The 25,514-nt window shown below is 67.0% G+C and carries 19 protein-coding genes; 7 read left to right on the forward strand and 12 right to left on the reverse strand.

Translation table 11 applies throughout. From position 1 onward, the window contains the following. Window positions 1-9: 9 nt before the first annotated feature. Genes NM962_02255 through NM962_02265 form a run of 3 tightly spaced genes read left to right on the forward strand, consistent with a single transcriptional unit; the run spans window position 10 to window position 3,778 of the window. Window positions 10-2,343 (forward strand): cbb3-type cytochrome c oxidase subunit I, encoded by a 2,334-nt coding sequence (locus NM962_02255; protein UVO13004.1) that lies wholly within the window; start codon window positions 10-12, stop codon window positions 2,341-2,343. A gap of 2 nt (window positions 2,344-2,345) precedes the next feature. Next, window positions 2,346-2,993, forward strand: coding sequence for a hypothetical protein (locus tag NM962_02260; protein ID UVO13005.1), 648 nt, complete (start codon window positions 2,346-2,348; stop codon window positions 2,991-2,993). Continuing rightward, window positions 2,990-3,778 (forward strand): slipin family protein, encoded by a 789-nt coding sequence (locus NM962_02265; protein ID UVO13006.1) that lies wholly within the window; start codon window positions 2,990-2,992, stop codon window positions 3,776-3,778. The genes NM962_02260 and NM962_02265 overlap by 4 nt, the downstream gene beginning before the upstream one ends. Window positions 3,779-3,786: 8 nt before the next feature. On the opposite strand, the gene NM962_02270 is transcribed toward NM962_02265, so the two are convergent. Next, window positions 3,787-4,557 (reverse strand): glucose 1-dehydrogenase, encoded by a 771-nt coding sequence (locus NM962_02270; GenBank protein UVO13007.1) that lies wholly within the window; start codon window positions 4,555-4,557, stop codon window positions 3,787-3,789. A 223-nt stretch (window positions 4,558-4,780) separates the two neighbouring features. On the opposite strand from NM962_02270, the gene NM962_02275 reads away from it, so the two are divergent. Both NM962_02275 and NM962_02280 read left to right on the forward strand, forming a co-directional pair. Further along, window positions 4,781-5,422, forward strand: a complete 642-nt coding sequence (locus NM962_02275; protein UVO14512.1) for a response regulator transcription factor — start codon at window positions 4,781-4,783, stop codon at window positions 5,420-5,422. Further along, window positions 5,415-7,124: a GAF domain-containing sensor histidine kinase gene (locus NM962_02280; GenBank protein UVO13008.1), complete on the forward strand. Its 1,710-nt coding sequence runs from the start codon at window positions 5,415-5,417 to the stop codon at window positions 7,122-7,124. Before NM962_02275 ends, NM962_02280 begins: the two co-directional genes overlap by 8 nt. Before the next feature lie 15 nt (window positions 7,125-7,139). On the opposite strand, the gene NM962_02285 is transcribed toward NM962_02280, so the two are convergent. The 10 genes from NM962_02285 to NM962_02330 all read right to left on the reverse strand — a co-directional run bounded on the left by NM962_02285 (window position 7,140) and on the right by NM962_02330 (window position 21,733). Beyond that, window positions 7,140-8,216 (reverse strand): NAD(P)H nitroreductase, encoded by a 1,077-nt coding sequence (locus NM962_02285; GenBank protein ID UVO13009.1) that lies wholly within the window; start codon window positions 8,214-8,216, stop codon window positions 7,140-7,142. A gap of 184 nt (window positions 8,217-8,400) precedes the next feature. Then, complete coding sequence (locus NM962_02290; GenBank protein UVO13010.1) at window positions 8,401-12,693, reverse strand: hypothetical protein; 4,293 nt, start codon at window positions 12,691-12,693, stop codon at window positions 8,401-8,403. Between the two features lie 599 nt (window positions 12,694-13,292). Continuing rightward, window positions 13,293-15,056 (reverse strand): MtrAB system accessory lipoprotein LpqB, encoded by a 1,764-nt coding sequence (gene lpqB, locus NM962_02295; GenBank protein ID UVO13011.1) that lies wholly within the window; start codon window positions 15,054-15,056, stop codon window positions 13,293-13,295. Beyond that, a complete protein-coding gene (gene mtrB, locus NM962_02300; protein UVO13012.1) occupies window positions 15,056-16,705 on the reverse strand; it encodes an MtrAB system histidine kinase MtrB in 1,650 nt (549 codons plus the stop codon). Before mtrB ends, lpqB begins: the two co-directional genes overlap by 1 nt. Window positions 16,706-16,727: 22 nt before the next feature. Beyond that, entirely contained in the window at window positions 16,728-17,414 is a 687-nt protein-coding gene (gene mtrA, locus NM962_02305) for a two-component system response regulator MtrA (GenBank protein UVO13013.1), read from the reverse strand. A 51-nt stretch (window positions 17,415-17,465) separates the two neighbouring features. Continuing rightward, window positions 17,466-18,095, reverse strand: coding sequence for a dTMP kinase (locus NM962_02310; protein ID UVO13014.1), 630 nt, complete (start codon window positions 18,093-18,095; stop codon window positions 17,466-17,468). 88 nt (window positions 18,096-18,183) lie between these two features. Continuing rightward, complete coding sequence (gene ahcY / locus NM962_02315) at window positions 18,184-19,641, reverse strand: adenosylhomocysteinase (GenBank protein UVO13015.1); 1,458 nt, start codon at window positions 19,639-19,641, stop codon at window positions 18,184-18,186. A 76-nt stretch (window positions 19,642-19,717) separates the two neighbouring features. Continuing rightward, window positions 19,718-20,347, reverse strand: a complete 630-nt coding sequence (locus tag NM962_02320; GenBank protein ID UVO13016.1) for a TetR/AcrR family transcriptional regulator — start codon at window positions 20,345-20,347, stop codon at window positions 19,718-19,720. Further along, window positions 20,334-20,519: a rubredoxin gene (locus NM962_02325; protein ID UVO13017.1), complete on the reverse strand. Its 186-nt coding sequence runs from the start codon at window positions 20,517-20,519 to the stop codon at window positions 20,334-20,336. The genes NM962_02320 and NM962_02325 overlap by 14 nt, the downstream gene beginning before the upstream one ends. Continuing rightward, window positions 20,519-21,733 (reverse strand): alkane 1-monooxygenase, encoded by a 1,215-nt coding sequence (locus tag NM962_02330; protein ID UVO13018.1) that lies wholly within the window; start codon window positions 21,731-21,733, stop codon window positions 20,519-20,521. Before NM962_02330 ends, NM962_02325 begins: the two co-directional genes overlap by 1 nt. Before the next feature lie 167 nt (window positions 21,734-21,900). Here NM962_02330 and NM962_02335 point away from each other — a divergent pair, with 167 nt between their 5' ends. Both NM962_02335 and NM962_02340 read left to right on the forward strand, forming a co-directional pair. Continuing rightward, window positions 21,901-23,469: an adenylate/guanylate cyclase domain-containing protein gene (locus NM962_02335; GenBank protein UVO13019.1), complete on the forward strand. Its 1,569-nt coding sequence runs from the start codon at window positions 21,901-21,903 to the stop codon at window positions 23,467-23,469. Next, a complete protein-coding gene (locus NM962_02340) occupies window positions 23,459-24,379 on the forward strand; it encodes an alpha/beta hydrolase (protein UVO13020.1) in 921 nt (306 codons plus the stop codon). The genes NM962_02335 and NM962_02340 overlap by 11 nt, the downstream gene beginning before the upstream one ends. 56 nt (window positions 24,380-24,435) lie before the next feature. On the opposite strand, the gene NM962_02345 is transcribed toward NM962_02340, so the two are convergent. Beyond that, window positions 24,436-25,509 (reverse strand): type I-U CRISPR-associated protein Cas7, encoded by a 1,074-nt coding sequence (locus NM962_02345; GenBank protein UVO13021.1) that lies wholly within the window; start codon window positions 25,507-25,509, stop codon window positions 24,436-24,438. Window positions 25,510-25,514 lie beyond the last annotated feature (5 nt).

Raw genomic sequence — 25,514 nt, forward strand, 5'->3', positions numbered from 1 at the left:
GTCCCGTCCATGAGCACCGATGCGACACAGGTGGGCGCGCCCACCACCGAATCCAGCCGTGCCGAGGCGCTGGTCGGCAAGGGCTGGGCGCAGGGCGTAGCCCTAGTCATGATCTTCGGTTTCCTGGTGATGGGCATCCTGGCCTACCGCACGTACACGGCGTCAATGCCGATGCCGGACAAGGTCGTTACGGAATCCGGCCAGCAGTTGTTCACCGGTGCCGACATCACCCGCGGCCAGCAGCTCTATCAGGCCCGCGGCCTCATGCAGTACGGCTCAGTGCTGGGCCACGGCGCCTACCTGGGCCCGGACTACACCGCCGAGTATCTGCGGCTGGCCACCGAAGATGTCGCCGATCAGTTCAAGGCGCAGGGCGTGGCGAACCCGCACGACGACGTAGTCGCCGAGTTCCGGACCAACCGCTACAACGCGGACACCAAGACGCTGGTGTTCACCGACAAACAGGTCCGGGCGTTCAACGACATCGAAGAGCACTACGCCGACTACTTCGGCGAAGCCTCCACCAAGTACGGCCTGCTGCCGCACATGATCACCGACCCCGGCGAGATCCGTGATCTGACCTCGTTCTTCGCCTGGACCGCGTGGGCGGCGGCCGCCGATCGGCCCGGCCACAACTACAGCTACACCAACAACTGGCCCTCGGAGCCGCGCGTGGACAACGGGCCCACCGGATCGGTGGTGGTGTGGTCGGTGCTGTCACTGATCATGCTGTTGGGCGGCATCGGCGTCATGTTCACCGTCTACGGTCGGTGGAGCCAGAACATCGGCTGGCACGGCACGGAGATGACCAAGCTGCACTTCCGCCAGCCCGGCGAGGTGCCGCTGACCCGTTCGCAGCGCGCCGCGATCTGGATCTTCGCCGTGGTGGCGGTGCTGTTCTTGGCCCAAGTCCTGCTCGGCGGGGCCGTCGAGCACTATCGGGCGGACCTGTCGGAGTTCTACGGGATCGACCTCGCGAAGGTGCTCCCCTACAACCTGGCCCGAACCTGGCACCTGCAGCTGTCACTGTTCTGGACCGCGGCGGCATTCTTGGCCGGCGGAATCTTCCTGGTGCCCTTCGTCACCCGCCGCGAACCGGCCAAGCAGTCGCTACTGGTCTACGGACTGCTCGGCGCGCTGGCGGTGGTGGTCTTCGGCTCCCTGGCCTTCGAGGCACTGTCGATCTTCGGGGTGATCAAGCCGGGCACCCTGTTGTCCCAGCAGTGGGAGTTCTTGGACCTGCCGCGACTGTTCCAGGTACTGCTGATCGTCGGTCTGTTCTTGTGGATCGTCATCATCTGGCGTGGCATGCGCTCGAAGCTGGCCACCACCTCGAAGATGAACCTGCCCTGGATGTTCTTCTTCACCGGCCTGGCCATCCCGACGTTCTACGCGGCCAGCCTGCTAGCCGGCAGTGAGGCGCACTTCTCGGTCGCCGACTTCTGGCGGTTCTGGATGGTGCACCTGTGGGTGGAGGACTTCCTGGAGCTGTTCACCACCGCGATGGTGGCCTACATGTTCGTCCAGCTCGGGGTGGTGCGGGAACGCGTCGCACTGCTGGTGATCTTCCTGGACATCATCTTGTACTCCGCGGGCGGCGTAATCGGCACCATGCACCACCTGTACTTCTCCGGCACGCCGGTGGAGCACATGGCGATGGGCGCCTTCTTCTCGGCCGCCGAGGTCATCCCGCTGACCTTCCTGACCGTGGAAGCCTGGGCCTTCCTGCAGCTGGGTGCCCGTCAGGAGGCCGGCGGCGAGAACAACTTCCCGGCTCGCTGGGCGGTGATGTTCCTGGTCGCCGTCGGGTTCTGGAACTTCCTGGGCGCGGGCATCTTCGGCTTCCTGATTAACCTGCCGGTGGTGTCCTACTACGAGATCGGCACCGCGCTGACCGCCAACCACGCACACGCCGCGATGTTCGGGGTCTACGGCATGCTCGCGGTGGCCCTGGCGATGTTCGCCTTCCGGTACGTGATCCCGGCGGAGAAGTGGCCGAACAAGCTGGCCCGGATCTCCTTCTGGAGCATGAATATCGGCCTGGCGTGGATGGTGTTCGTCACGCTGCTGCCGCTGGGTGTGCTGCAGCTGTTCCACTCGGTCAACGACGGCTACTTCGAGGCACGGTCGCTGGGGTACATCACCAAGCCCGGCAACGCGCTGCTGGAGTGGATGCGCCTGCCCGGGGACGCGATCCTGATCGTGGGCGGTGTGCTGCCCTTTGTCTGGATCGCCTGGATCGCGCTGCGCAACTTCCGCTCCGGCGAGACCGTCGACGAATTGCCGGAGCACCCGCTCTACGTCGAGGTCCCGGCAGACTCCGCAGCCGCAGGCAAGGACTGAGCATGACCGGGCCGGCGACATGGGTGTGGCTGGTTGCCGGCTACGCGCTGCTGTTGCTGGCTTTCGCCTGGGGTTTCGACCGGATGGCCCAGCGGACCTCCGAACGCGCCGCGCAGTGGCGCACCGGCAAGTTCGTCTACCACGACGACCATGACGCGTGGAAGTGCCCGCAGGATCAGTGGCTCTGGCCCACCTCGTTCGACCCGGACAATCGGGTGATGCGGTACCGGGCGACGCCGTCGGTATGCAACTCCTGCCCGGTCAAGCAGACCTGCACCACGTCGCCGCACGGCCGGGAGATCAGCCGGGCGGTCGACCCGTGGCCGCACTCGGAAACCGGCCGGTTTCACCGAGGTATCGCTTGTGCTGTAGCGGGTTTCGGGATCATCCTGCCGGCGACGACGTTGTTCGTGAACCACTCGGCCGCCGACGTGTTGGTGTTGACCGCGGCGATCGCCGTAGTGGCGGCCGGCGGCTATCCTCTGCTGTCGCACCTGTGGAACACCCCGAGTAATGCCCCCGATGACCGGCCGCACCGGTCCGTCACCGAAGATCAGGCATTGAAGGCCGAGGCCGCGATCGACCGGTACTCCACCCGGTGGGGCGGCTTTTCCGACGACGCGTCGAGCAGGAGGCAGCAGCTCAAGTGAGTGAGGGACTGATCACCGTGCTGGCGCTGGCCATCGTGGCACTGGCCGTGCTGGCATATTTCGCGCTGAATGTGGTGCGCGAGTACGAACGCGGCGTGGTGTTCCGGATGGGCCATGCCCGCCCGCTCTACCAGCCGGGACTGAAATTCCTGCTCCCCTTGGTGGACAAGATGATTCGGGTCGACCAGCGGGTGGTCACCCTGACCATTCCCCCACAAGAGGTGATCACCCGCGACAATGTTCCAGCCCGGGTCAACGCCGTGGTGATGTTCCAGGTCACCGACCCGCTCAAAGCGATCATGGAGGTCGAGAACTACGCCGTGGCCACCTCGCAGATCGCCCAGACCACGCTGCGTTCCCTGTTGGGGCGAGCGGACCTGGACACGCTGCTGGCGCACCGCGACGATCTCAACGCCGACTTGCGCACGATCATCGACAAGCAGACCGAGCCGTGGGGCGTCCAGGTGCGAGTGGTCGAGATCAAGGACGTGGAGATCCCCGAGTCGATGCAACGCGCGATGGCCCGCGAGGCCGAGGCCGAGCGCGAGCGCCGCGCGAAGGTGATCAACGCCCGCGGCGAGCTACAGGCCTCCGAGGAACTGAGCCAGGCCGCCGAGCGGCTTTCGCAGAACCCGGCCTCGCTGCAACTGCGTTATCTGCAAACCCTTTTGGAACTCGGGGCCGACCAGAACTCCACCGTGGTGTTCCCGCTGCCGGTGGACATCATCACCCCGTTCCTGGGCGGCGCGGCCGAGGCGTTGCGCGCCGCTAAGCGGAACCCGTAGCCGAAGCTCTACCTCGCCACCATCCCGCCGTCGGCATGGATGGTCTGGCCGGTGATGTAGCTGCCCGCGTCAGAGACGAGAAGCAATACCGGACCGACCATTTCGTCGGGTTCGGCAATGCGCTGCTGCAGCGTGGCAGCCCGCAATGCCGCGATGAACTCCGGCGGGTTGTTGCGCACCATGTCGGTATTGACCGGTCCGGGGGCGATCGCGTTGACCCGGATCCGCGATGACGCCAACTCTGCCGCCATGGACCGGGTGAACGAAACCAGGGCGGCCTTGGCAGCCGAGTACATCGAGGTCGCCGGCGAATAGACGAAGGCGCCGGCCGACACCACGTTGACGATGGCGGCGTTCTCGCTCTTGCGAAGATGCGGTAACGCCGCCTGAACCAGGAACACCGGCCCCTGCAGGTTGACCGCGAACGACTTGTCCAACGCCTCCGAGGTGATCTCGCCCAACGGCAGCGCCAGCGCATTGGCAGCGTTGTTGATGACGATGTCGACTCCGCCGAACCGCTCGACCGTGGCATTGACCAGCGCCTCGATCGCCTCGCCGTCCCCGAGGTGGGTCGGCACCCCGATGGCCTGCGCGCCGGCCTGGCGCAGCTGCTCGGCAGCACGATCGCAGGCCTCGCTCTTGCGGCTGGCCACCACCACGTTGGCACCGGCAGCGGCCAGTCCGTGCGCAACCGACAATCCGATGCCGCGCGTTCCGCCTGTCACGATGGCGGTGCGTCCGGTCAGGTCGAACAACGCGTTGAGGGCAGAGGCGTCCACTGGGATCTCCTACGTCCGGGCCGAGTGGCATGAAGCGTAATTCACGCCCGATGAGCCACCCGTGCCCTGTATTCATATCTCCGTTCCTACAGCCCCCCACCGACAACTTCCGACCACTCAGAACGCGATGGCTTTGTGCCCTGGGAATCCGCCGGTGTCGCCGCTACCGTGGGCAGTGCCTGCGTGCGCGCCGCGACGACGGCTACGGGTGAGAGGACGCGATGTGGTCACGGTCTTTCTGGTAGACGATCACGAGGTGGTGCGGCGCGGCCTGATTGACCTGCTCGGCGCCGATCCCGAACTGGATGTGGTCGGTGAGGCCGGTTCGGTGGCCGAAGCCCTAGCCCGCATACCCGTGCTGTCTCCGGACGTAGCGGTGCTCGATGTCCGGCTGCCGGACGGCAACGGCATCGAACTCTGCCGTGACCTGCTGTCGCGAATGCCCGAACTACGCTGCCTGATCCTGACATCCTTCACCTCCGACGAGGCCATGCTCGACGCCATCTTGGCCGGCGCCAGCGGCTACATCGTCAAGGACATCAAGGGCATGGAGCTGGCCCACGCGGTCAAGGAAGTCGGCGCGGGGCGTTCGCTGCTCGACAACCGTGCTGCAGCAGCCCTGATGGCCAAACTGCGCGGCGCCGCCGCCAAACCCGATCCGCTGTCGGGCCTGTCCGAACAGGAGCGGACACTGCTGAGTCTGCTCGCCGAAGGCCTGACCAACAAGCAGATCGCCGATCGGATGTTCCTGGCGGAGAAGACCGTCAAGAACTACGTGTCACGGCTTTTGGCCAAACTGGGCATGGAGCGTCGTACCCAGGCCGCGGTCTTCGCCACCAAACTCGAGCGCGCACGGAATGACTGACGCCGCACCCGAGGAAGGACCGAATCCCCTGCGCGACAAGCTTTCGCACTTGCAGCTGCGCGAATTGCTGGTCGGTGTGCAAGACCGGGTCCAGCAGATCGTAGAGGGGCGCGACCGCCTCGACGGGCTGCTGGCAGCGATGCTGGCCGTCACTTCGGGTTTGGAGCTCGACGAGACCCTGCGCACCATCGTGCAGACCGCCACCAATCTGGTCGAGGCCAAATACGGTGCGCTGGAAGTACACGACCGCCACCGCCGAATGCAGCAGTTCGTCTACGAGGGCATCGACGACGAAACGTTCGTCAAGATCGGCCGGCTGCCCCAGCAGGTGGGGGTGGTCGGTCTGCTGATCGACGAACCCCAAACCTTGCGACTGGACGACCTCTCCAAACATCCGGCGTCCATAGGCTTTCCGCCCCACCATCCGCCGATGCGGACGTTCCTCGGCGTACCGGTGGGCGTGCGCGGCGAGGTCGTGGGCAATCTGTACCTCACCGAAAAGGCCAACGGGCAGCCATTCAGCGAAGACGACGAGGTGCTGGTTCAGGCGCTGGCGGCCGCCGCCGGGATCGCGATCGCCAACGCCCGGTTGTACGCGCAGGCCAAGGCGCGGCAGTCCTGGATCGAATCCACCCACGACATCGCGACCGAACTGCTGTCAGGAACCGACCCCTCGACGGTGTTCCGGCTGATCGCCGAGGAGGCCAGCAAGCTCACCGGTGCCGAGTCGGCGCTGGTGGCCATCCCGTTGGACGAGGACGCCGCCGAAGCGGAGGTCAGCGAACTCCTGGTGGTCGAAACCATCGGGCCGACAATGGCATGCCTGTCCGGGGGAACCCTCCCGGTGACCGGCTCCCCCGTCGGCGAGGCCTTCTCGAAGCGGGAGCCGCACCGAGTCGACCAGCTGACGTTGAGCGGTGTGCGTGCGGCCGGGCCCGCCCTGATACTTCCGCTGCGCGCCGCCGACGCGGTGGCCGGCGTGGTCGTGGTGATGCGGCACAGCACCACTCCCCCGTTCAACACCGAGCAACTGGACATGATGGCTGCGTTCGCCGATCAGGCCGCGCTGGCCTGGCAGCTGGCCACCACGCAGCGCCGCATGCACGAACTCGACGTGGTCACCGACCGGGACCGGATCGCTCGCGACCTGCACGACCATGTGATCCAACGGCTCTTCGCCGTGGGGTTGTCTTTGCAGGGCACCATTCCACGCAGCCGGGACGCCGCGGTGCAGCACCGGCTCTCCGACGCGGTCGACGACCTGCAGGCCATCATCGGCGAGATCCGCACCACGATCTTCGACCTGCACGGCGTCACCTCCGCGGCGACACCGTTGCGGCAGCGACTGGACAACGCAGTGGCCCAATTCTCCGGGGTGGGGCTGCATACCACCGTGCAGTTCGTCGGCCCGCTTTCGGTGGTCGAGCCGGGTCTGGCCGACCACGCCGAGGCGGTGGTCTCCGAGGCGGTCAGCAATACGGTCCGGCATTCGGGCGCCACCGCAGTGACCGTGCAGATCAAGGTCGAAGACGACCTGAGCATCGAGGTCAGCGACAACGGCCGCGGGCTGCCCGAGGTGATCAACCGCAGTGGCCTGGCCAACCTGCGGCAGCGCGCTGAGCAGGCGGGCGGAACCTTCAGCGTCGCATCGGCCCCCGATGGCGGGACGGTGCTGCGCTGGTCCGCTCCCCTGGTCTCGTAATCGCCGCGGTGCGCATCAGGCGTAGAGCGCCAGCCCTTCGGCATCTCGCGGTTCGGCCTCGCGGGTATCTGCGGCCAGCCACTGGACGGTGTCATTGAGGAAACGCCGCGGGGTTGCCGGTAACGGATCGGCATTGATCGGCGCCCAGCCCACCCGCAGCAGCATCTGCGGATAACCGCTGGTTCCGAAGACGTCGCGACGCACCGCGGCCCGGGTTTCGGCGATCTCCAGCGGCTCGGTGACCGGGCAACTGGCCAGCCCCAATGCCGTCGCGGTCAGGAGTACCACGCTGGTGGCCTCGCCCGAACGCAGCTGGGCCAGCCGGTCGTCGGTCTCGGTGCCCAATGCCAACATCACCGCGCGGTCCTCGGCTGGGACGGCGCCGGGCGGCTGGGCCAGTGCCGGCCCGGCGAAGAACCGGCCCGGAATCGGAGCGCCGGCGTCCGACGCCGGAACACTGTGCGCCGGAACACCGGCCACCGACCCGTAACGCCCGCTCCAGGTCGCCAACTCGGCAAGGTAGTCATAGTCGCTGCGATGCTCGAACACCGCGCGGGCCACCACCGCATTCAGCCGGTCCAGGGCGTCGACCCGGCGCAGCATCACGCCCGCGCGGGCGGCACGCGCGCCCATCAACGCGATGTCGGCGCCGGCCACCGGCCAGCCGCTGAAGTAGCGACGGTCGGTACGCCGCCGCGGAATCGCCGCCGCCAGCGCGACGTCGACCTGAGAGAGATCGGGCTGCGGGCCAAGCGGACACAGCTCGATCGAGGCCAGCAGATTGGGGCGCGCCGGGTCGGGCAACCGATGGACCTTGACCTGCTGACCCAATGCGGCGAACGCGACCACGCAGTGGTGCAATGCCGCGCCGCAGCTCAAGATCATGCCCCGACCGTCGGGATCGACGCTGCGCAGCTGCAGATCGGGCTCGACGTACAGATCCAGTCGGGGCGCGGAGGGCGTCGGGTCCACCCGCCAGCGCCAGGGCTGGGAGTTGTGCACCGACGGCGCTCGGGCTGCCAGCAGCAACGCGGTCCGAATGGTCTCCCGGACCGCCGCGGCGTCCGGGCAACCCGCAGGCTGTTCATCCACGGTCGGGCCCCTTTCTTCCCTCGCGGTCCCGAGCCCAATTCCCGCTGAGCCCAAGGGGACCTGCCCTTTCACGATCCTCCGCGTCCTAGCGGTCCGACCAGGGCACGAAGACCCGCACCTGCGCCGCGGACTCGGGACTTCTGGCCCTGCCCCCGACGCTGCGAGGCGACGGCACGGCTCGCGGTCAGAACCCACTTGCCGGGTCTGCCCAGACCTCCGAGGCTAGGTCGGTGCCCAGGCTGGCTGACAGATCCGCGGCGGCACCCGAGGCGAACACCGAGGCATCGGCTGCCCCGGCAGCCGGCGCGCCGAGCAGCTCGGCGATCTGTTGCGGCAGGTCGCCGAAGACCAACGGCAGCAGCCCGCCGAACCACCCGCCGTTGAGGGTGAGCGCATCCAGGTCGCTCAGCCCCAGGCCCTCCAGCAGGCCCGCCAGGCTCAGGTTGTCGGTCAAGTCAGCGAGCAGATCGCCCAGCCCCAGGTCCCAGGCGCCCAGTCCGCCGAGGAGCCCACCCAGCGTCATGTCGCCCAATCCCAGGTCACTTAGCAGGTCGGGCAGCGTCCTCTCGCCCAGCCCGACATCGCCGAGCAGCGCGGGCAGGTTCAGGTCACCCAGACCGAGTCCGTCGAACAGCCCACCCAACGTCAAGTCGTCCATCCCCAAGTCCCCCAGCAATCCGGGCAGAGTGACGTCGGCCAAATCCAGCGCATCCAACAACCCGGGCAGGGTGAAGCCGCCGGTGCCCAGATTGGTCAACAACTCACCGAGGGTCAGATCGCCCACGCCCAGACCGCCCAGCAACCCGGGCAGGGTGACATCGCCCAGACCTAAGGCGTCCAGCAGGCCGGGCACGAACATCCCACCGATACCGAGGTTGCCCAACAGTCCCGACAACGTCGCGTCACCCAGACCCAGATCAGCCACCAACTCGGGCAGCGTCGCGTCACCCAGGCCCAGGTTGGTCAGCAGCCCCGAGAGGGTGTAGTTGCCGGTACCGAGGTCACTCAGCAGCTCTCTCAGCGGCACATCGCCGACGCCCAGGTTGCCGACCAAGCCGGACAACGTGACGTTGCCCAAGCCCAAATCCTCCAGCAGGCCGGGCAAAAAGAAGCCGCCGATACCCAGGTTGCCCAACAGGCCCGACAGTGTCGCGTCACCCAGACCCAGATCGGTCAACAACGCGGGCAGCGTCGCATCACCTAGACCAAGGTTGGTCAACAGCCCCGACAGCGTGAAGTTCCCGGTTCCCAGGTCACTCAACAACCCGCCCAGGGTCAGGTTGTCCAAGCCCAGACCAGCCAACAGCCCGGGTAGCGTCAGGCCGCCCATGTTCAGCCCGCCCAGCAGGGGGCCCAGGCCGAGGTCACTCAGCTGCAGGTTGTCCAGTAGCCCGCCCAGCGTCAGGCCGCTCAGGTTCAGGTTGCCGAGCAGGGCACCCAGGGTGAGGTCGCCGGTGGCCAGGTTGCCCACCACGGCACCCAGCGTCATGTCGCCGAGACCCAGGTTGTTCACCAGACCCGGCAGCGTGAGGTTCCCGACCAGGCTTTGCAGCAGGTTGGCCAGGTTCGCGTCGTCGATGCCCAAGGCGCCCAGCAGGCTGTCCAGGTTCATCGAGCCCAAGGTCAGGCTGCTGACGACGTCGTCGAGGCTCAGGCCACCGATCCCCACATTGTCGAGCAGGTCGGGAAGGCTGATGCCCAGGCCGAGACTGTTCAGCAGGCCGACCAGGTTGTCGTCGCCGAGGCCCACCGCGTTCAGCAGGTCGTTGAGGCTCATGTGCTCTATTCCCAGGACCTGCAGCAGGCCGTTCGTCCCGGTCCAGCCCAGATGGAAGTTGCTCAAGCCCAGGTTCCACAGGATGGCGGGCAATGTCAGGTTGTAGAGCCCCAACCCGTGCAACACGCCACTGAGGCTCACCCCTGCTCCCTGCTCGGCGATATTGCCCAGCAGTTTGTCCAGGGTCACGTTGAGACCGAAGAAGCTCAGCAGACCGCCGACGGTGATACCGGTCGCATCGATGGCGCCGTTGAGGTTGACTGCATCCAGGGCGTCGTTGATCAGCCCGAGGTCGATCCCCAAGGCGCTGAACAGCGAGCCCATGCCCAGGGTCACGTCGAAATCGTGCAGCAGCCCGCCCAGGCCCTGCTGCCCGACGCCGACCGTGTTCAACACGTCGACCAGGGTCAGATTGCCCATACCGAGGTTGTGGACCAGGCTGTGCAGCCCCAGGGTGTCCAACCCCATCCTGGTGATCATCGTGCCGATGCTGACGTCATTCAGCCCGAGGTTGTTCAGCAGGTCGATGACGGCCATGCCGTTCATGTCGAGGTTGTACAGCAGGGTGTGCAGGCTCATCCCGCCCAGACCCAGGTCGCCCAGCAGGCCACCCAGGCTCTGGCCACCCAGTCCGAGGCTGGTGAGCATTCCGGGCAGCGTCGTGGTGCCCAGCAATGCCCCGACCATGCCGGACAGCGTCATGTCGCCCATGTCCATGTGAGTCAACAGCTCGGGCAGTGTGGTGCCACCCGCCCCGATACCGCCGACCAGCCCGCCCAACGTCAGGCCGGCCAAGCCCAGGTCGCCGATCAGCCCGGGCAGTGTCGTGCCGCCCAAACCGATGCCGGTCAGCAGTCCGCTGAGATCCAGGTTGTCCAAGCCGACAGCGCCGACCAGGTCGCCCACGCTCAGGTCGGTCAGGCTCAGCGTGTCCATCAGGCCGCCCAGCGTCACGTCGGCGGCGCCCAGGCCGCCCAGCAGGCTGCCCAGGGTCAGATCGCTCATTCCCAAGTCGTCGATCAAGTCGGGCAGGGTTGCGCCACCCAGCCCCACGGCACCCAACAGCGCCCCGATGTTGAAATCACCCAGCCCCACCCCATCAAGCAGCCCGACCAGCGTGGTGTCACCCAATCCGACGCCGTCCAGCAGTCCGGGTAGCGTCATGTTGCCCAGCCCCACACCGCTGAGCAGCCCGGGCAGTGTCATCTCGCCCAGCCCGACACCGTCCAACAGCCCGGCCACAGTGGTGTCGCCCATCCCCAGGTCCTCGATCAGGTCAGGCAGCGTGGTGCCACCCAACCCGACCGCTCCCAGGAGCGCGCTGATGTTCAGACCGCCCAGGCCCACGCCGTCGAGCAACTCGACCAGGGTGGTGGTGCCCAACCCGACGCCATCCAGCAGGCCGGGCAGCGTCATGTGACCCAACCCGACGCCTCCGAGCAGGGCGGGCAGCGTAAGGTCTCCCAACCCGACGCCGTCCAACAGCCCGACCAGCGTCAGATTTCCCAGTCCTAGGTCCTCCATCAGGCCGGCCAGCCCGGCGCCGCCCAGCCCCACATCGGCCAGCAGCTCGGACAGTGGGGTGTCGCCGACACCGACACTGCTCAAGAGTTCGGCCAAAGTGGTGTCGCCCAGGCCCACACCGCCCAGCAGCCCGGTCAACGTCATATCACCCAGACCCACATCGGCCAGCAGGTCACCCAGCATCACCCCGTTGAGGCCGACGCCGCCCAACAGCCCGCCCAGTGTCAGGCCGCCCAGCCCCAGGTCACCCAGCACGTCGGGCAGCGTCACGTCACCCAATCCGATGGTCCCGAGGAGCTGGTCGAGACCCAGGCCGTCCATTCCGACGCCGTCGAGCAGCCCGCCTAGCGTCAGGCCGCCCAACCCCAGGTCACCCAGTAGCCCCGGCAACGGTGTGGTCAGCACATGGTCGAGCAGCCCGCCCAGGTCGATATCGTCGCCGCCCAGAGCGTTGAGCACGGTGTCCAAGCCGCCGAGCAGGCCGTCCAGCTGGTTCAGCAGGTCCCCGACGGACACCTCGGTGTCGAATATCTGCCCGGGAACCAGCAGTCCGTTGAACGCCGGGACGCTCACCCCCAACAGATCGAGACTGTCCGACCCGTTGAGGTAGGCGTTCAACAGGTGGGCCGGGGCGGTCAACAGCGCCGTGAGAACCGCTTCGGGGTCGGTGGCCGTCTGGACCGTCCCGATGATTCCGTTGAGCTCGTTGAGGACGGCCACCACGGGCCCCAGGCCCGCGGTCAGCACGGCCAGCGGTGTCGAGAGTTCTACCGAGATCGGCGCCGGAAGGGGAAAGATCTGGGCGCCGAACGCCGGGAGCAAGGTCGCCAGCAGGCTGTTCACCTGCTGGAGGTTGTTCGAAATGTTGTCCATGACCGCGCCGATCGACTGTGGGTCGGCACTGAGCTGCGCCAAGTAGCCCGTCCAGTTGCTGACGATCTGTTGCAGCACCGGGAACGGCTGAGCCAGCCAATGCTGGTTCATGGCTTGCAGGTTGGCCACGGTGTCGGCGTAAAGGTCCTGATAAGGCCCGAGGATGTCCGCGGCATCGCCGGCCAGTGTCACGGCCCGCACCTGCACATCGATGGGCAGCGGCGTGACCGGTGCGACGGCGATGAGGCTGGTCCCGAAAAGGACGACGCCGGTCGTGATGTACGGACGAAGTGCCTGTTGCATGATCCGCTCCTGACGTTGGGGCTGGTCGGCAAACGATCGCGACTCAGATGTCGGCAGCGTATGGCACAGGCGATTTTCAGGTTAACGCAGAAATTGTCATTGTTACTTCTTCGTGATTCTATCGTTATCGTTCCGTGATTTCTATATGGTCGCGGCGTACAGTCGCTTTACATCGCAGGCCTAACCGGCCAAAGAATGGGCAAATTGTAAATTTGGTGGATGATCCACGTTTTTATGAACAATTCTCCGTTCCGAGACCCTGCTAGCCAACACTCGGCGATCCGACCCACTTCCAGCGCATACGCCCGGCGACGCCGCGCCGGGTGGTGATGAATAATTTCCATATCGGACTATTGTAAATAGTTTTTGTATGAATATAAACAGTTTGGGAACACGGCCGGAATTGGTGGCACCCAAGCTCCCGGTGTGCCCATTCAGGTCCGCGATGCGACACAGGATTCGGGCCGCGGACGAGGCCGGCGGCAAGTTTCCTGCCGCGGTTTACTCCTGGTTTCGACGCGTTCGCACCGCCGCGATCCTCATATTTCGCACGGTTCACACACATGTAATTCACATGCGCGGTCAGGCGCGTCGCTTGCTCAGCCCGGCAGTACCGGCAGCGCGCCGCTCACCATGAACGGCCCCAGCGGCGACCAGCTCTGCTCGTCCTCGGCCGCCGCCGAGGACAGTGCGAGCACTCCGCGCGGATCGGCCACATAGACCGTGGACGGGTCGGCGACGATCGTCGACACCGGCAGCTGCAGGTTGCCGTTGGGTGCATCGGAGTTGACCCCGTCGATGTTGACGTAGGACACCGGATGTTTGGCGTCGGAGCGGCTCACCACGATGTCGTCGCCGGTGCGCCAGCTCAGCGACACCGCCGAGGAGCCCAGCCCGAAGCCCAACCGGCGCGGGTAGTGCAGCACGAACTGGCCGCCCGGCATCTGCTCGACGCCGGCCAGGATCACCTGTCCGCCGATCACCATGGCCGCCCGGGTGCCGTCACGCGACAGTTGCAGCTCACTGATCGGTCCGGGGAAGCGCGCGGAGACCGCCCCGGAGTCCACCGGAATGCGGGCCGGGCGGCCCGTTGCGACTTCCTGGATGGCCCGCAGCACGTTGTTACCGTCGACCACCACCCAGACGGCCTCGTCCAGCGACCAGCTCGGCCGCGACAGGGTGTGCCCCTCAGCCGCCTGCACCGCCTCGCCGCCGAGGTCACCGATCCACAGCGTGGCCTCCGGGTCACCCGGGTGCACCACCACCGAGGCCACCTGACGGCCATTGCGTGACAGCGCGCACGACTCCTGATCGGGCTCCCGGCCGAACGCCCCGGGGACCCGGTTGGCCTGCTGACCGTCCAGCACCAGCAGCGATCCACCCACCAGCGCGTGGATTCCTGCACCAGCCCCGTCGGAGGCGCCCGGATCGGTGGTGGCCACATCGGAGGTGGTCCACCCGTCGGGGAACCTGTCATCGAGCGCCGCACCGTCGGCGTCGATCACATAGGGACCCTTGATGTCCGCTCGGGATAGCGTCCAGACGAGTTGCGCGGCAAGCAGTTTCCTGGTGTTCGGGTCGGTGGCCGCCAAACTGTCCAGATCGATCTTCGCGCCGCCGTAGCCGCGGCCCACCCCGCTCTTGCCCCCGTCGGCGCGGGTCACCGGCCCGCGCAGTCGCAGTGGCGGCGCCAACAGGTTTCGCACGCCGGCCATCTCGGGTCGCGGACCGGCGATCAGCTTGGACACCAGTTCGGTGGCCAGCTGGTCGGGGTCGGACACCGCCACGTAGCGGGGATCGGGAACGACCGTCTTGCCGGTCGGGTCGACGAAGTAGAGCGTGTTGCGTTTGTAGGTGGCCTGGAACTGCTGCCAGTCCAGGAAAACCCCGTTGGGCAGCCGGTCGATGCGCCAACCGTCGGAGGTCTTGAGCAGTTCGATCGGCTCCGGGGCCGGCAGGGCGCCCTCGGCGGTCTCGAACACCCCCATGTCCGACAGCGACCCCAGCATGTCGGCGCGCATGGTGACCGCAACCCGGCCAGCACTGCGCGTCTCGACGAACACCACATTGTCGATCAGCAACGCGCTACCCGCGTCGTCCCAGGAGTCGGAGGCCTCCTGGGTGAGGAACTGCCGCGCCGCCCGGTGCCGGTTGGCCGGATCGGCGGTGGCCTTGAGGAATTCCCGCAGCAGCACATCGGGATCCATGCCCGGGGTGGGCTTGGGCAGCACTGACGGCGGCGGCGCCTCCACCGTGCCGATCGCCTGCGGCGCCGACGTACTGGGCACCCCGGCGCAGCCCGCCAGCGCGCCGACCAGCGCCGCCACGGCCAACAGCCGTGTGGCAATCCTGTTGCGGCGCATCATCCGATCCTCTCGGCGTGCTCGCGGGCCCGCTGACGACGCTCCCGCCGTTCGGCGGCGCTCACCGGCTTCATCGGCAGCGGGCTGGTGGTGACCTTGTGTCCGCGTACCAGCGGCAGCGTGAGCCGGAAGCAGGCCCCCTTGCCCGGCTCGCCCCAGGCCTCCAGCCGGCCCTGGTGCAGCCGGGCGTCCTCCACGCTGATCGCCAGGCCCAACCCGGTCCCGCCCGAGCGGCGCACCCGAGACGGGTCGGCGCGCCAGAACCGGCTGAACACCAGCTTCTCCTCGCCCGGTCGCAAGCCCACGCCATGGTCGCGCACAGTGACGGCCACGGTGTCCTCATCGGCGGCCATCCGAATCACCACCGGCTTGTGTTCGGCGTGGTCGATGGCGTTGGCGATGAGGTTGCGCAGGATGCGTTCCACCCGGCGCGGATCGACCTCGGCGATCACTGGCTCGCCCGGCATGTCGACCTTGAGTTGGACTCCGGCATCGGCAGTCAGGTGACCCACGTTCTCCAGGGCGCTGTTGACCGTCGTGCGCAGGTCCACCGACTCCACCGACAGTTCGGCCACACCGGCGTCGTGGCGGGAGATCTCCAGCAGGTCGTTGAGCAGAGACTCGAACCGGTCCAGTTCACTGACCAGCAGTTCCGTCGAGCGCCGCAGCGAGGGCTCGAGGTCTTCGCTGTGGTCATAGATCAGGTCGGCGGCCATCCGCACCGTGGTCAGCGGGGTGCGCAGTTCATGGCTGACGTCGGAGGTGAACCGGCGCTGCAGATTGCCGAACTCTTCGAGTTGGGTGATCTCACGCGAGAGGCTCTCGGCCATGTCGTTGAACGACACCGCCAGCCGGGCCATGTCGTCTTCACCGCGCACCGGCATCCGTTCGGACAGATGTCCCTCGGCGAACCGCTCGGCGATCCGCGACGCCGACCGCACCGGCAGCACCACTTGCCGCGATACCAGCAAAGCGATACCGGCCAGCAGCACCAGCAGCACCAGGCCGCCGGTGGCGATCGTGCCGCGCACCATGCTGATCGTGTTGCGTTCGGTGCCCAGTGGATAGATCAGGTACAACTCCAGGTTGGTGATGCGTGACGTCGTCGGGGTACCGATGACCAACGCCGGCCCGGAAAAGCCTTCGACGTGCACGGTCGCGTACTGGTAGCTGACCTGACCGGCCTTGACGAATTCCCGCAATGCGGCGGGAACCTGATCCACCGGCCCGGCGGTGGTCGCCGCGCGCGGCCCTTCGCCGGGCACCACCAGCACCGCGTCGTAAGCACCCGCGGTGCCGCTGCCGACAGTGGGATCCGTTTTGGACATCAGCGTGTTGCGGGCCAGCTGCAGGCTCGACGTCAGCGAGCGGGCCTCCTCACCGCCGACGATGCCACCGGCAGTGACCCGCGCCCGCACGATCTGCTCGGTGGCCGCCCGGACCTTGACGTCCAGCACCCGGTCGGTGATCTGGCTGGTCAACACGAAACCGAGACCCAGGATCACCACAGCCGACATGCCCAGCGTCAGCACCACAACCCGCAGTTGCAGCGAACGACGCCAGGCGACCTGCACCGCGCGGCGCAGTGTGTTCACACCGAGTAGCAGTGGACCCGACCGCCGGGGGCGCCGTTTGGAGCTGAAAATCACCGCAGCTGCTCCCCGGTGGGGATCACGGAGGTCCGGCCTTGTAACCCACTCCTCGGACGGTCAGCACCACAGTCGGGTTCTCCGGATCTTGCTCCACCTTGGCCCGCAGGCGCTGGACGTGCACGTTCACCAGTCGGGTGTCCGCCGGATGGCGATATCCCCAGACCTGTTCGAGAAGCACCTCACGAGTAAACACCTGCCGCGGTTTGCGTGCCAGCGCCACCAAAAGGTCGAACTCCAATGGAGTCAGGGAGATCTGCTCACCGGCCCGGCTCACCTTGTGCGCGGGCACGTCGATGTCGATGTCGGCGATCGACAGCATCTCGGCCGGCTCGTCGTCGTTGCGGCGCAGGCGCGCCCGCACCCGGGCCACCAGCTCCTTGGGCTTGAACGGCTTCATGATGTAGTCGTCGGCGCCCGACTCCAGCCCGAGCACCACGTCGACGGTGTCGGTCTTGGCGGTGAGCATCACGATCGGCACGCCGGAGTCCTTGCGCAGCACCCGACAGACGTCGATGCCGTTCATGCCGGGCAGCATCAGGTCCAGCAGCACCAGGTCGGGCCGAAGCTCGTGCACCGCGGTGAGTGCCTGGGTGCCGTCGCCGACGACCGCGGTGTCGAAACCCTCCCCACGCAACACGATGGTGAGCATCTCGGCCAGCGACGCGTCGTCGTCGACGACAAGAATCCTTTGCCTCATGGCGTACATGGTGTCACCAGATCGAGATAAATGCGGCTATCACACGCGCGTTTCGCAGAGTTAGCCGCGCATCTCCGCCGCCAGAGCAGCCGCATCGACCGTCGGGCCGACCACCTGCCAGCGGCCAGCAAACCCGGCCTGGGCCAACCCACGGTATACCTCGCCGGTGCGGCGCTGCAGACCGTCGTCGCGCTCGTAGCTGTCGCGGGAGCGTGTGGCGTCGCGCTCCTCGCGGTGTCGGGCCCGCTGCGCGGCGAGTTCGGTGGGCACGTCGAGCAGCACCTGCCAGTCCGGGACGGGCAGCGCGAGCCGCTCGAATTCCAGCCGGCGCACCCAGCCCACCATCTCCCCGGCGGCGTCCTGGTGCAGCCGGGCGGCGCTGTAGGCGGCGCTGGAGGCGACATACCGGTCCAGGATCACCACGTCGTTTCCGCGGCGCAGTGCGTCGATCTCGTCCTTGGCGCCGGCGCGGTCCAGCGCGAACAACATCGCCATCGCATACACCGAGTCGGCCAGATCGCCGTGCTGTCCGTGCAGCGCCTCGGCGGCCACATCGGCGGTCACCGAGACGCCGTAGCGCGGGAACGCCAGCGTGGCCACCGACTGGCCGGCCCCCTCGAAGGCCGTGCGCAACCCTTGGGCCAGGGTGTTCTTGCCGGCGCCGTCAACGCCTTCGATCGCGATCAGCACGCGCCGAGCCTAATCCGGCGAGCAGACGCAAAATCGCACACAGGGGTATTCCCTGGTGCGATTTTGCGTCTGCTCGCGCCGTAAAAGGTCAGTACCGGTAGTGGTCCGGCTTGTACGGGCCTTCGACGTCGACGCCGATGTACTCGGCCTGGTCCTTGGTCAGCTTGGTCAGGGTGCCGCCCAGGGCCTCGACGTGGATGCGGGCCACCTTCTCGTCCAGGTGCTTGGGCAGCCGGTAAACCTCGTTGTCGTACTCGTCGCCCTTGGTCCACAGCTCGATCTGAGCGATGACCTGGTTGGAGAAGCTGTTGCTCATCACGAACGACGGGTGGCCGGTGGCGTTGCCCAGGTTGAGCAGCCGGCCCTCGGACAGCACGATGATCGAGCGGCCGGTGTCGGGGAACGTCCACACATCGACCTGCGGCTTGACGTTGTCACGGACGGCACCCGAGGACTCCAGCGCGGCCATGTCGATCTCGTTGTCGAAGTGGCCGATGTTGCCCAGAATGGCCTGGTTCTTCATCGCCTTCATGTGCTCGAGGGTGATGATGTCCTTGTTGCCGGTGGTGGTGATGACGATGTCGGCGTCGCCGATGGCCTGCTCGACGGTCGCGACGTCGTAGCCCTCCATCAGCGCCTGCAGCGCGTTGATCGGGTCGATCTCGGTGACCGTGACCCGGGCGCCCTGGCCCTTCAGCGACTCCGCACTGCCCTTGCCGACGTCGCCGTAGCCGCAGACCAGTGCCTTCTTGCCGCCGATCAGGGCGTCGGTGCCGCGGTTGATGCCGTCGATCAGCGAGTGCCGGCAGCCGTACTTGTTGTCGAACTTGCTCTTGGTGACCGAGTCGTTGACGTTGATCGCCGGGAATACCAGCTCACCGGCGGCGGCCAGCTGGTAGAGCCGCAGTACGCCGGTGGTGGTCTCCTCGGTGACACCCTTGACCGATTCGGCGATCTTGGTCCACTTGGTGTTGTCGGTCTCGAAACGCTCACGCAGCCGGGCCAGGAACACCTTCCATTCGGCCGAGTCGCCGTCCTCGGCGGGCGGCACCACGCCGGCCTTCTCGTACTGGGCGCCGCGCAGCACCATCATGGTGGCGTCGCCGCCGTCGTCGAGGATCATGTTGGCCGGCTCGCCGTCCCAGGTGAGGGCCTGCTCAGCGCACCACCAGTACTCCTCCAGGCTCTCGCCCTTCCAGGCGAACACCGGGGTGCCCTTGGGCTCCTCGACAGTGCCGTGCGGCCCGACGACGACCGCGGCGGCGGCGTGGTCCTGAGTGGAGAAGATGTTGCAGGATGCCCAGCGGACTTCGGCACCGAGGTCCACCAGGGTCTCGATGAGCACCGCGGTCTGGATGGTCATATGCAGCGAGCCGGTGATGCGGGCGCCCTTGAGCGGGTTGACGCCGTGGTACTCCTTGCGCAGCGCCATGAGACCCGGCATCTCGTGCTCGGCCAGGCGGATCTCCTTGCGGCCGAACTCGGCCAGCGACAGGTCGGCGACCTTGTAGTCGATGCCGTTGCGGCTGTCCGCGGTCAAACTCATCAGTACGCCCCCGTTAGGTTCGGTGAATTGGCTCCGCTACAAGCTACCGGCGCAGGCCGGAGCCTGCTCGGCCGGGTCATTCGGCGTCGACGACGCCGTAAGTCTGTGCTGCCGGGGTGAACAGTCGGGCCAGGTCGGCGGCCACATCGTGATCGGCTTCCGGTGGCATCGACACATAGCTGATGGCCAGCCGAACCATGGCCCGGGCCAGGATTCCGGCGTCGTCGTCACTGACCTTGACCCAGCTGTGCATGAACAACGAGGTGAGCCGCTGCGCGCTACGGGTGATGATCGGGCCGCTGTCGGTGGTGATGATCTGCAGCAGGTCCGGCTTGGCTGCCCCGTTCAGCAGCGAGATCACCAGCGGGTCGGCGGCCGAGTCGGAGAAGAAGGACCGGAACCCCTCCAAGAACGCGGCGTGGATGTCGCCGACGTTGTTGGACATGGCCCTGTCCACGGCGTCGACCAGGCGGTCGGCCAGCCTGATCGCATAGCCCTGCGCCAGCCCCTGGCGCGAGCCGAATTCGTTGTAGATGGTCTGCCTGCTGACCCCGGCCGCCTCGGCCACCGCGGCCAGCGTGATCGATGACCAGTCCCGCCGGGTCAGCAATTCGCGCATCGCGTCGAGCACCGAGTCGCGCAGCAGCGCCCGGGATGCCTCGGCGTAGGAGATGCGTTTCACCACCGCGAGATTAGCTGTTGTCATGGCCGACGACTTCCACCATCTCGAAATCTTGTTTTTCACGTACCGCGCAATCCGGGCAGCACCAATCGTCGGGGATCTGCTGCCACGCCGTGTCGGCTGGGAAACCCTCGCGGGGCGCGCCGGTGGACTCGTCGTAGACGTAGTCGCAGCCGGGGCAGCGGTAGGTCGCCATCACGCCACCGCCGTTTCGGTGACGCGATAACGCGCCAGGATCTTTGCGCGCCGGCGCGGTGAGATGTTGGCCCGGGTGATGTCGCCGTCGTAGTGCGCCAGCACCCGATGGTCCATCAGCCTGCGCCACAGCGGCGGGAAGTAGGTGAGCCCGATCAACGACGCGTATCCGCTGGGCAGGTTCGGAGCCCCGGCCATGCTGCGCAGCGTCTGGTAGCGCCGGGTGGGGTTGGCGTGATGGTCGCTGTGCCGCTGCAGGTGGTAGAGGAACAGGTTGGTCACCAGATGGTCGGAGTTCCAACTGTGTTCGGCGGTGCAGCGCTCGTAGCGGCCGTTGGCACGGGTCTGACGCAGCAGACCGTAGTGCTCGATGTAGTTCACCGACTCCAGCAGGGAGAACCCGTAGACGGCCTGAATGACGACGAACGGGATGAGCGCCGGGCCGAACACCGCGATCAGCACCCCCCAGAGCACCACCGACATCAGCCAGGCATTGAGCACGTCGTTGGACAGTCGCCAGGGCCCCTTATCCAACCGGCGCAGCCGCGCGGTCTCCAGCTGCCAGGCCGAGCGCAGACCACCGAAAACGGTGCGGGGCAGGAACTCCCAGAAGGTCTCGCCGAACCGGCCCGACGCCGGGTCTTCGGGGGTGGCCACCCGTACGTGGTGGCCACGGTTGTGCTCGATGTAGAAGTGCCCGTAGCAGACCTGCGCCAAGGTGATCTTGGACAGCCAGCGTTCGAGCTGATCTTTCTTGTGCCCCAATTCATGCGCGGTGTTGATGCCGACCCCGCCCAGGGTGCCCACCGACAGCGCCAGTCCGATCTTGGCGAACCAATTGAGAGACCCCTCAACTCCCAGCCAGCTCAGATCGTTGGCGGTGAACAGGTAGGCGCCCAGGATAAGGCTGGCGTACTGGCACGGAATGTAGGCGTAGGTGCAGTAGCGGTAGTACCGGTCGTTCTCCAACTGCGCCATCACCTCGTCGGGCGGGTTCTGCCCGTCGGCGCCGAATCGCAGATCCAATGCCGGCAGCAGCACGTAGACCAGGATCGGCCCGATCCAGAACGGCAGCTGCGCGGCCAGATGCCAGCCGAGCCGGTTCATCGCCCAGACCAAGGGCAGCATGGTGAACATCACCGTCGGGGCGATCAGGCCCATCAGCCAGAGGTATCGCTTCTTGTCCCGCCACACCTCCGCGGTCTGGGTGTTCATCCATGCCTCCTTGTGAGTTAAACCACCGTCGCCGTTGGACATTACATCTACATACGTCTTCCGTCTAGACAATTGACCCTAATTTGTACAATAAAGATGGCGCGCCGCGTCCCGCTGAATCCGTATAACTTGGGTGCACAACGCACTCAGGGATGGGCACGACCGCGATGACGACTGCAGGTTCGGGCGCAGGCGCGCGGCCGCGTACCGCCGTCCGGGTCCGCGATTACGCGACCGGACTGGCCTTCGCCCACCTACTGACCAGCGCCGAAGCGATCGCGGTGGTGGTGTCGCTCAGCGGTGAAACCCCACTGACCGACTCCACCTTGCTGTCGGTGCCGAACTTGGTGCTGGTGACGGTACTGGTGACGCTGGGCACGCTCTCCGTCGTCGCCGCTGGCAGTGCCAGCATCGCGCCGTCCGTGCGCTGGTACACCGCCGGCGCGCCGCCCGAACCGGGGCAACGCCGCGCGGCCATCAACATTCTGCGTCGGCAGTCGGTGATCGTGCTCGGAACCTGGCTGATCGGCGGGGCGATCGGCATGGCCGCGATCCACTCGCACAACATGGGACTGATCGTGCTGCTCGGCACGATCATCGTGTTCGGGGGCACCGCAGCGCTGAGCACCAGCATGTTGTTCACCCAACGCACCTTCCGGCCGATCGTGGCCGCGGCCTGGCAGGGGTCCGACGTCCGCGCGACCGCCCCCGGTGTGTTGGCCCGGCTGGTAACGATGTGGTTCATCACCTGTGCGATGCCTTCGGCGGCCATCATCGCGCTCATCGTCTGCCGTCAGATGGGCTGGATCATCGACCCGGAGTCCTCGGTGGAGATCCCGGTGCTGGTGCTGTGTGTGGTGGCGGTGCTGCTCGGGGTGCGCGCCATGATCCTGGTGTCCCGATCGATCTCCGACCCGGTCGGCGAAGTCGTCAACGCGATGGCCCGGGTGGAGCGCGGCGAGATGACCGCGTCGGTCGGCGTCTACGAACAATCCGAGATCGGGCGGCTGCAAACCGGATTCAATCGCATGGTGGCCGGCCTGGCCGAACGCGACCGGCTCCAGGACCTGTTCGGCCGTCACGTCGGCTCCGATGTCGCCCGGCTGGCCGTCGAGCAGGATCTTGCGCTCTCCGGCTCGGTCCAAGAGGCGGCGATCCTGTTCATCGATCTGGTGGGCTCGACGGAACTGGCGGCCACCCATCCGCCCGACGAGGTCGCCGGCGTGCTCAACGACTTCTTCCGCATCGTGGTGGACGCCGTCGACGCACAGCGCGGTTCGATCAACAAGTTTCAGGGCGATGCGGCACTGGCGGTGTTCGGCGCTCCGGTCCCGTCCGTTCACGCGGCCGCGGCGGCGCTGGCCACTGCTCGCAGCCTGATCGCCCGGCTTCGCCGGCTGCCGTTGGTGGACTTCGGGATCGGGGTCTCGGCAGGGCCGGTGTTCGCCGGCAACATTGGCAGTGAAAACCGCTACGAGTACACCGTGGTCGGCGACGCCGTCAACGAGGCCGCGCGGTTGGCCGACCGCGCCAAGGCCGTCACGGCCCGGGTGTTGTGTTCGGCGACCGCGTTGGAACGCGCCGACCACGACGAGCGGGCGCGCTGGGCGCACTACGGTTCGGCCACGTTGCGCGGCCGCACGCAGCCGACCGAAATGTCGATGCCGATCACCGAGCCTGCAACCTGGGGTCACCCGGCTGCTGGGCACGTGCCAGACTCCGAGCATGGCTTATGACATCGCCCGTCCTCAGATGGAGGGGAACATCGCCGTCGGCGAGGACCGTCAGCTCGGTTTCGCCGAATTCGGTGCCCCACAAGGCCGGGCGATGTTCTGGTTGCATGGCACACCCGGCGCCCGCCGGCAGATTCCCGTCGAGGCACGGCTGTATGCCACCGAAGCCAACATCCGCCTGATCGGGGTGGACCGGCCCGGCATCGGTTCCTCGACCCCTTTCCAGTACGAGACGGTGTCTCAGTTCGCCGACGATCTGCGCACCGTTGCCGACACGCTCGGGATCGACAAGATGGCGGTCATCGGTCTCTCCGGTGGCGGCCCCTACACGCTGGCGTGCGCTGCGGCCATGCCCGAGCGGGTGGTGGCAGCCGGCGTGCTGGGCGGCGTCGCCCCGGCGGTGGGCCCCGAGGCCATCGACAGCAACCTGATGCGGCTGGCGCGGTTAGCCGAGCCGGTACTCCACCATGCCGGGCGACCGATCAGCGTGCTGGCCGCCGGACTGATCCGCACGATCCGGCCGGTTGCCTCGCCGGCACTGGAGTTCTACGCGCGACTCTCCCCCGAGGGCGACCGCGAGATGTTGTCTCGCCCGGAGTTCAAGGCCATGTTCCTCGATGACCTGCTCAATGGTTCCCGCAAGCAGCTCGCCGCACCGATCGCCGACGCCATCCTGTTCGCCCGCCCCTGGGGTTTCCGGCTTGCCGACATCGAGGTGCCGGTGCACTGGTGGCACGGCGACGCCGACCACATCGTCCCGTTCTCGCACGGCAAACACGCGGTGGCGCTGCTTCCCGACGCCCGGCTCTACCCGATTGCCGGGGAGAGCCATCTGGCCGGATTGGGCCGCGCCGAAGAGATCCTGTGCACCTTGCTTCAGGCCTGGGACGAGGCGGGCGAGCCGACGTCATGAGCGCGGCGCGGCCGCACTCACATCCTTCTGGGCATCCGTGGCCGAATCTCGGTGACTCAGTTCGGGGTGGTCAGCCGACTCTCGATGAAGTGCGGCAACCGAAACCGCCGAGGCGCATGCCCGACCGGAGTGTCCTGCGGTGCTCCGCCGTTCTGGGCGGCGGTGTAGGCCGCGGAGTTACCGGTGACGTGTAGCACCTGGCCGCGCCAGGTGATGTCGGCCTCCCGGTAGGCCTCCACCAGAGCCCGCTCCAGCAGCTCGTCGACCTCGGCGATCGACAACGCGGCCAACTCGACGAATTCCCCGTCGCGGGCATCGAGTTTGAGCGTGGTGGGGCCGGTTTCCACCAGGTCGCAGTTAGCCCGGATACTCAGTTCGGCGTTGGAACGCGCCAACCCGGCCAGTGCGTAGGCGGCCAGCAGGACACGGCCCGCCTCATCGCCGGCCGGACCGCAGTCGAACCGCAGCTGCCGTAGCGCGGCGAAGCTGAGCACCTGGGTGCGAATAATCCGGCTGCAGCACACTCCGGTGTCGGACACCGCTCGGGGATCCGCCGATGCACCGTCGACGAGTACGCCGATGATCTCCCCGGACAGCACTCCGCGGAAACGGCTTTGACCGGTGCCCAGGGCAGCGTCGATCGCTCCGAAGATCAGGCTGCCGGGGCTCAGTTCCAACAGCGCGCGAGCGTTGTCCGGTGTGCTCTCCCGGGCCACTCGGTAGGTGGGGTGTGCGATCGCGGGCTTGCCGTCGATGGAGCCGGTGAGAAAGTGCCCGTCGAAAATGCGTTGCGGCAGTTCGAGATCGGTGTAGACCAACCGGCCACCCTCGTAGGAGACCTCCATCCGCGGTACCCGGCTCAGCAGCGGATGCTGAGCGTGGATGCCCTGCAGAATTGCGGCCTCCACGCGCTGGACCTGGCTCTGGTTGTCATCGATGAGCACCGTCGCCGTCGGTTCCCCGTCGATCAGGCGGGTCTCGACGGCCGACGCTGAACGCCCGGCGCGGGGAGCCGGGCTGACCGCGGCGTGCGGTCCCCCGGCCGGCGCCAGCTCGGTGGACACGGTCAGGGTGCTGCCGCCGCCGGCCTGGCAGGCGGCGGCGAGCTGCGGAAAGGAAAGTTTGGACAAAGCGA

This window comes from Mycobacterium sp. SVM_VP21, from assembly GCA_024758765.1.
Taxonomy (GTDB): Bacteria; Actinomycetota; Actinomycetes; order Mycobacteriales; family Mycobacteriaceae; genus Mycobacterium; species Mycobacterium heraklionense_C.

Coding starts and splice junctions, on each gene's coding strand:
- ahcY (UVO13015.1), bottom strand. CDS start 19,641: ATGAGTTTGACCGCGGACAGCCGCAACGGCATCGACTACAAGGTCGCC.
- NM962_02320 (UVO13016.1), bottom strand. CDS start 20,347: ATGACAACAGCTAATCTCGCGGTGGTGAAACGCATCTCCTACGCCGAG.
- NM962_02325 (UVO13017.1), bottom strand. CDS start 20,519: ATGGCGACCTACCGCTGCCCCGGCTGCGACTACGTCTACGACGAGTCC.
- lpqB (UVO13011.1), bottom strand. CDS start 15,056: ATGCGCCGCAACAGGATTGCCACACGGCTGTTGGCCGTGGCGGCGCTG.
- NM962_02260 (UVO13005.1), top strand. CDS start 2,346: ATGACCGGGCCGGCGACATGGGTGTGGCTGGTTGCCGGCTACGCGCTG.
- mtrA (UVO13013.1), bottom strand. CDS start 17,414: ATGTACGCCATGAGGCAAAGGATTCTTGTCGTCGACGACGACGCGTCG.
- NM962_02290 (UVO13010.1), bottom strand. CDS start 12,693: ATGCAACAGGCACTTCGTCCGTACATCACGACCGGCGTCGTCCTTTTC.
- NM962_02340 (UVO13020.1), top strand. CDS start 23,459: ATGGCTTATGACATCGCCCGTCCTCAGATGGAGGGGAACATCGCCGTC.
- NM962_02255 (UVO13004.1), top strand. CDS start 10: ATGAGCACCGATGCGACACAGGTGGGCGCGCCCACCACCGAATCCAGC.
- NM962_02280 (UVO13008.1), top strand. CDS start 5,415: ATGACTGACGCCGCACCCGAGGAAGGACCGAATCCCCTGCGCGACAAG.
- NM962_02335 (UVO13019.1), top strand. CDS start 21,901: ATGACGACTGCAGGTTCGGGCGCAGGCGCGCGGCCGCGTACCGCCGTC.
- NM962_02330 (UVO13018.1), bottom strand. CDS start 21,733: ATGAACACCCAGACCGCGGAGGTGTGGCGGGACAAGAAGCGATACCTC.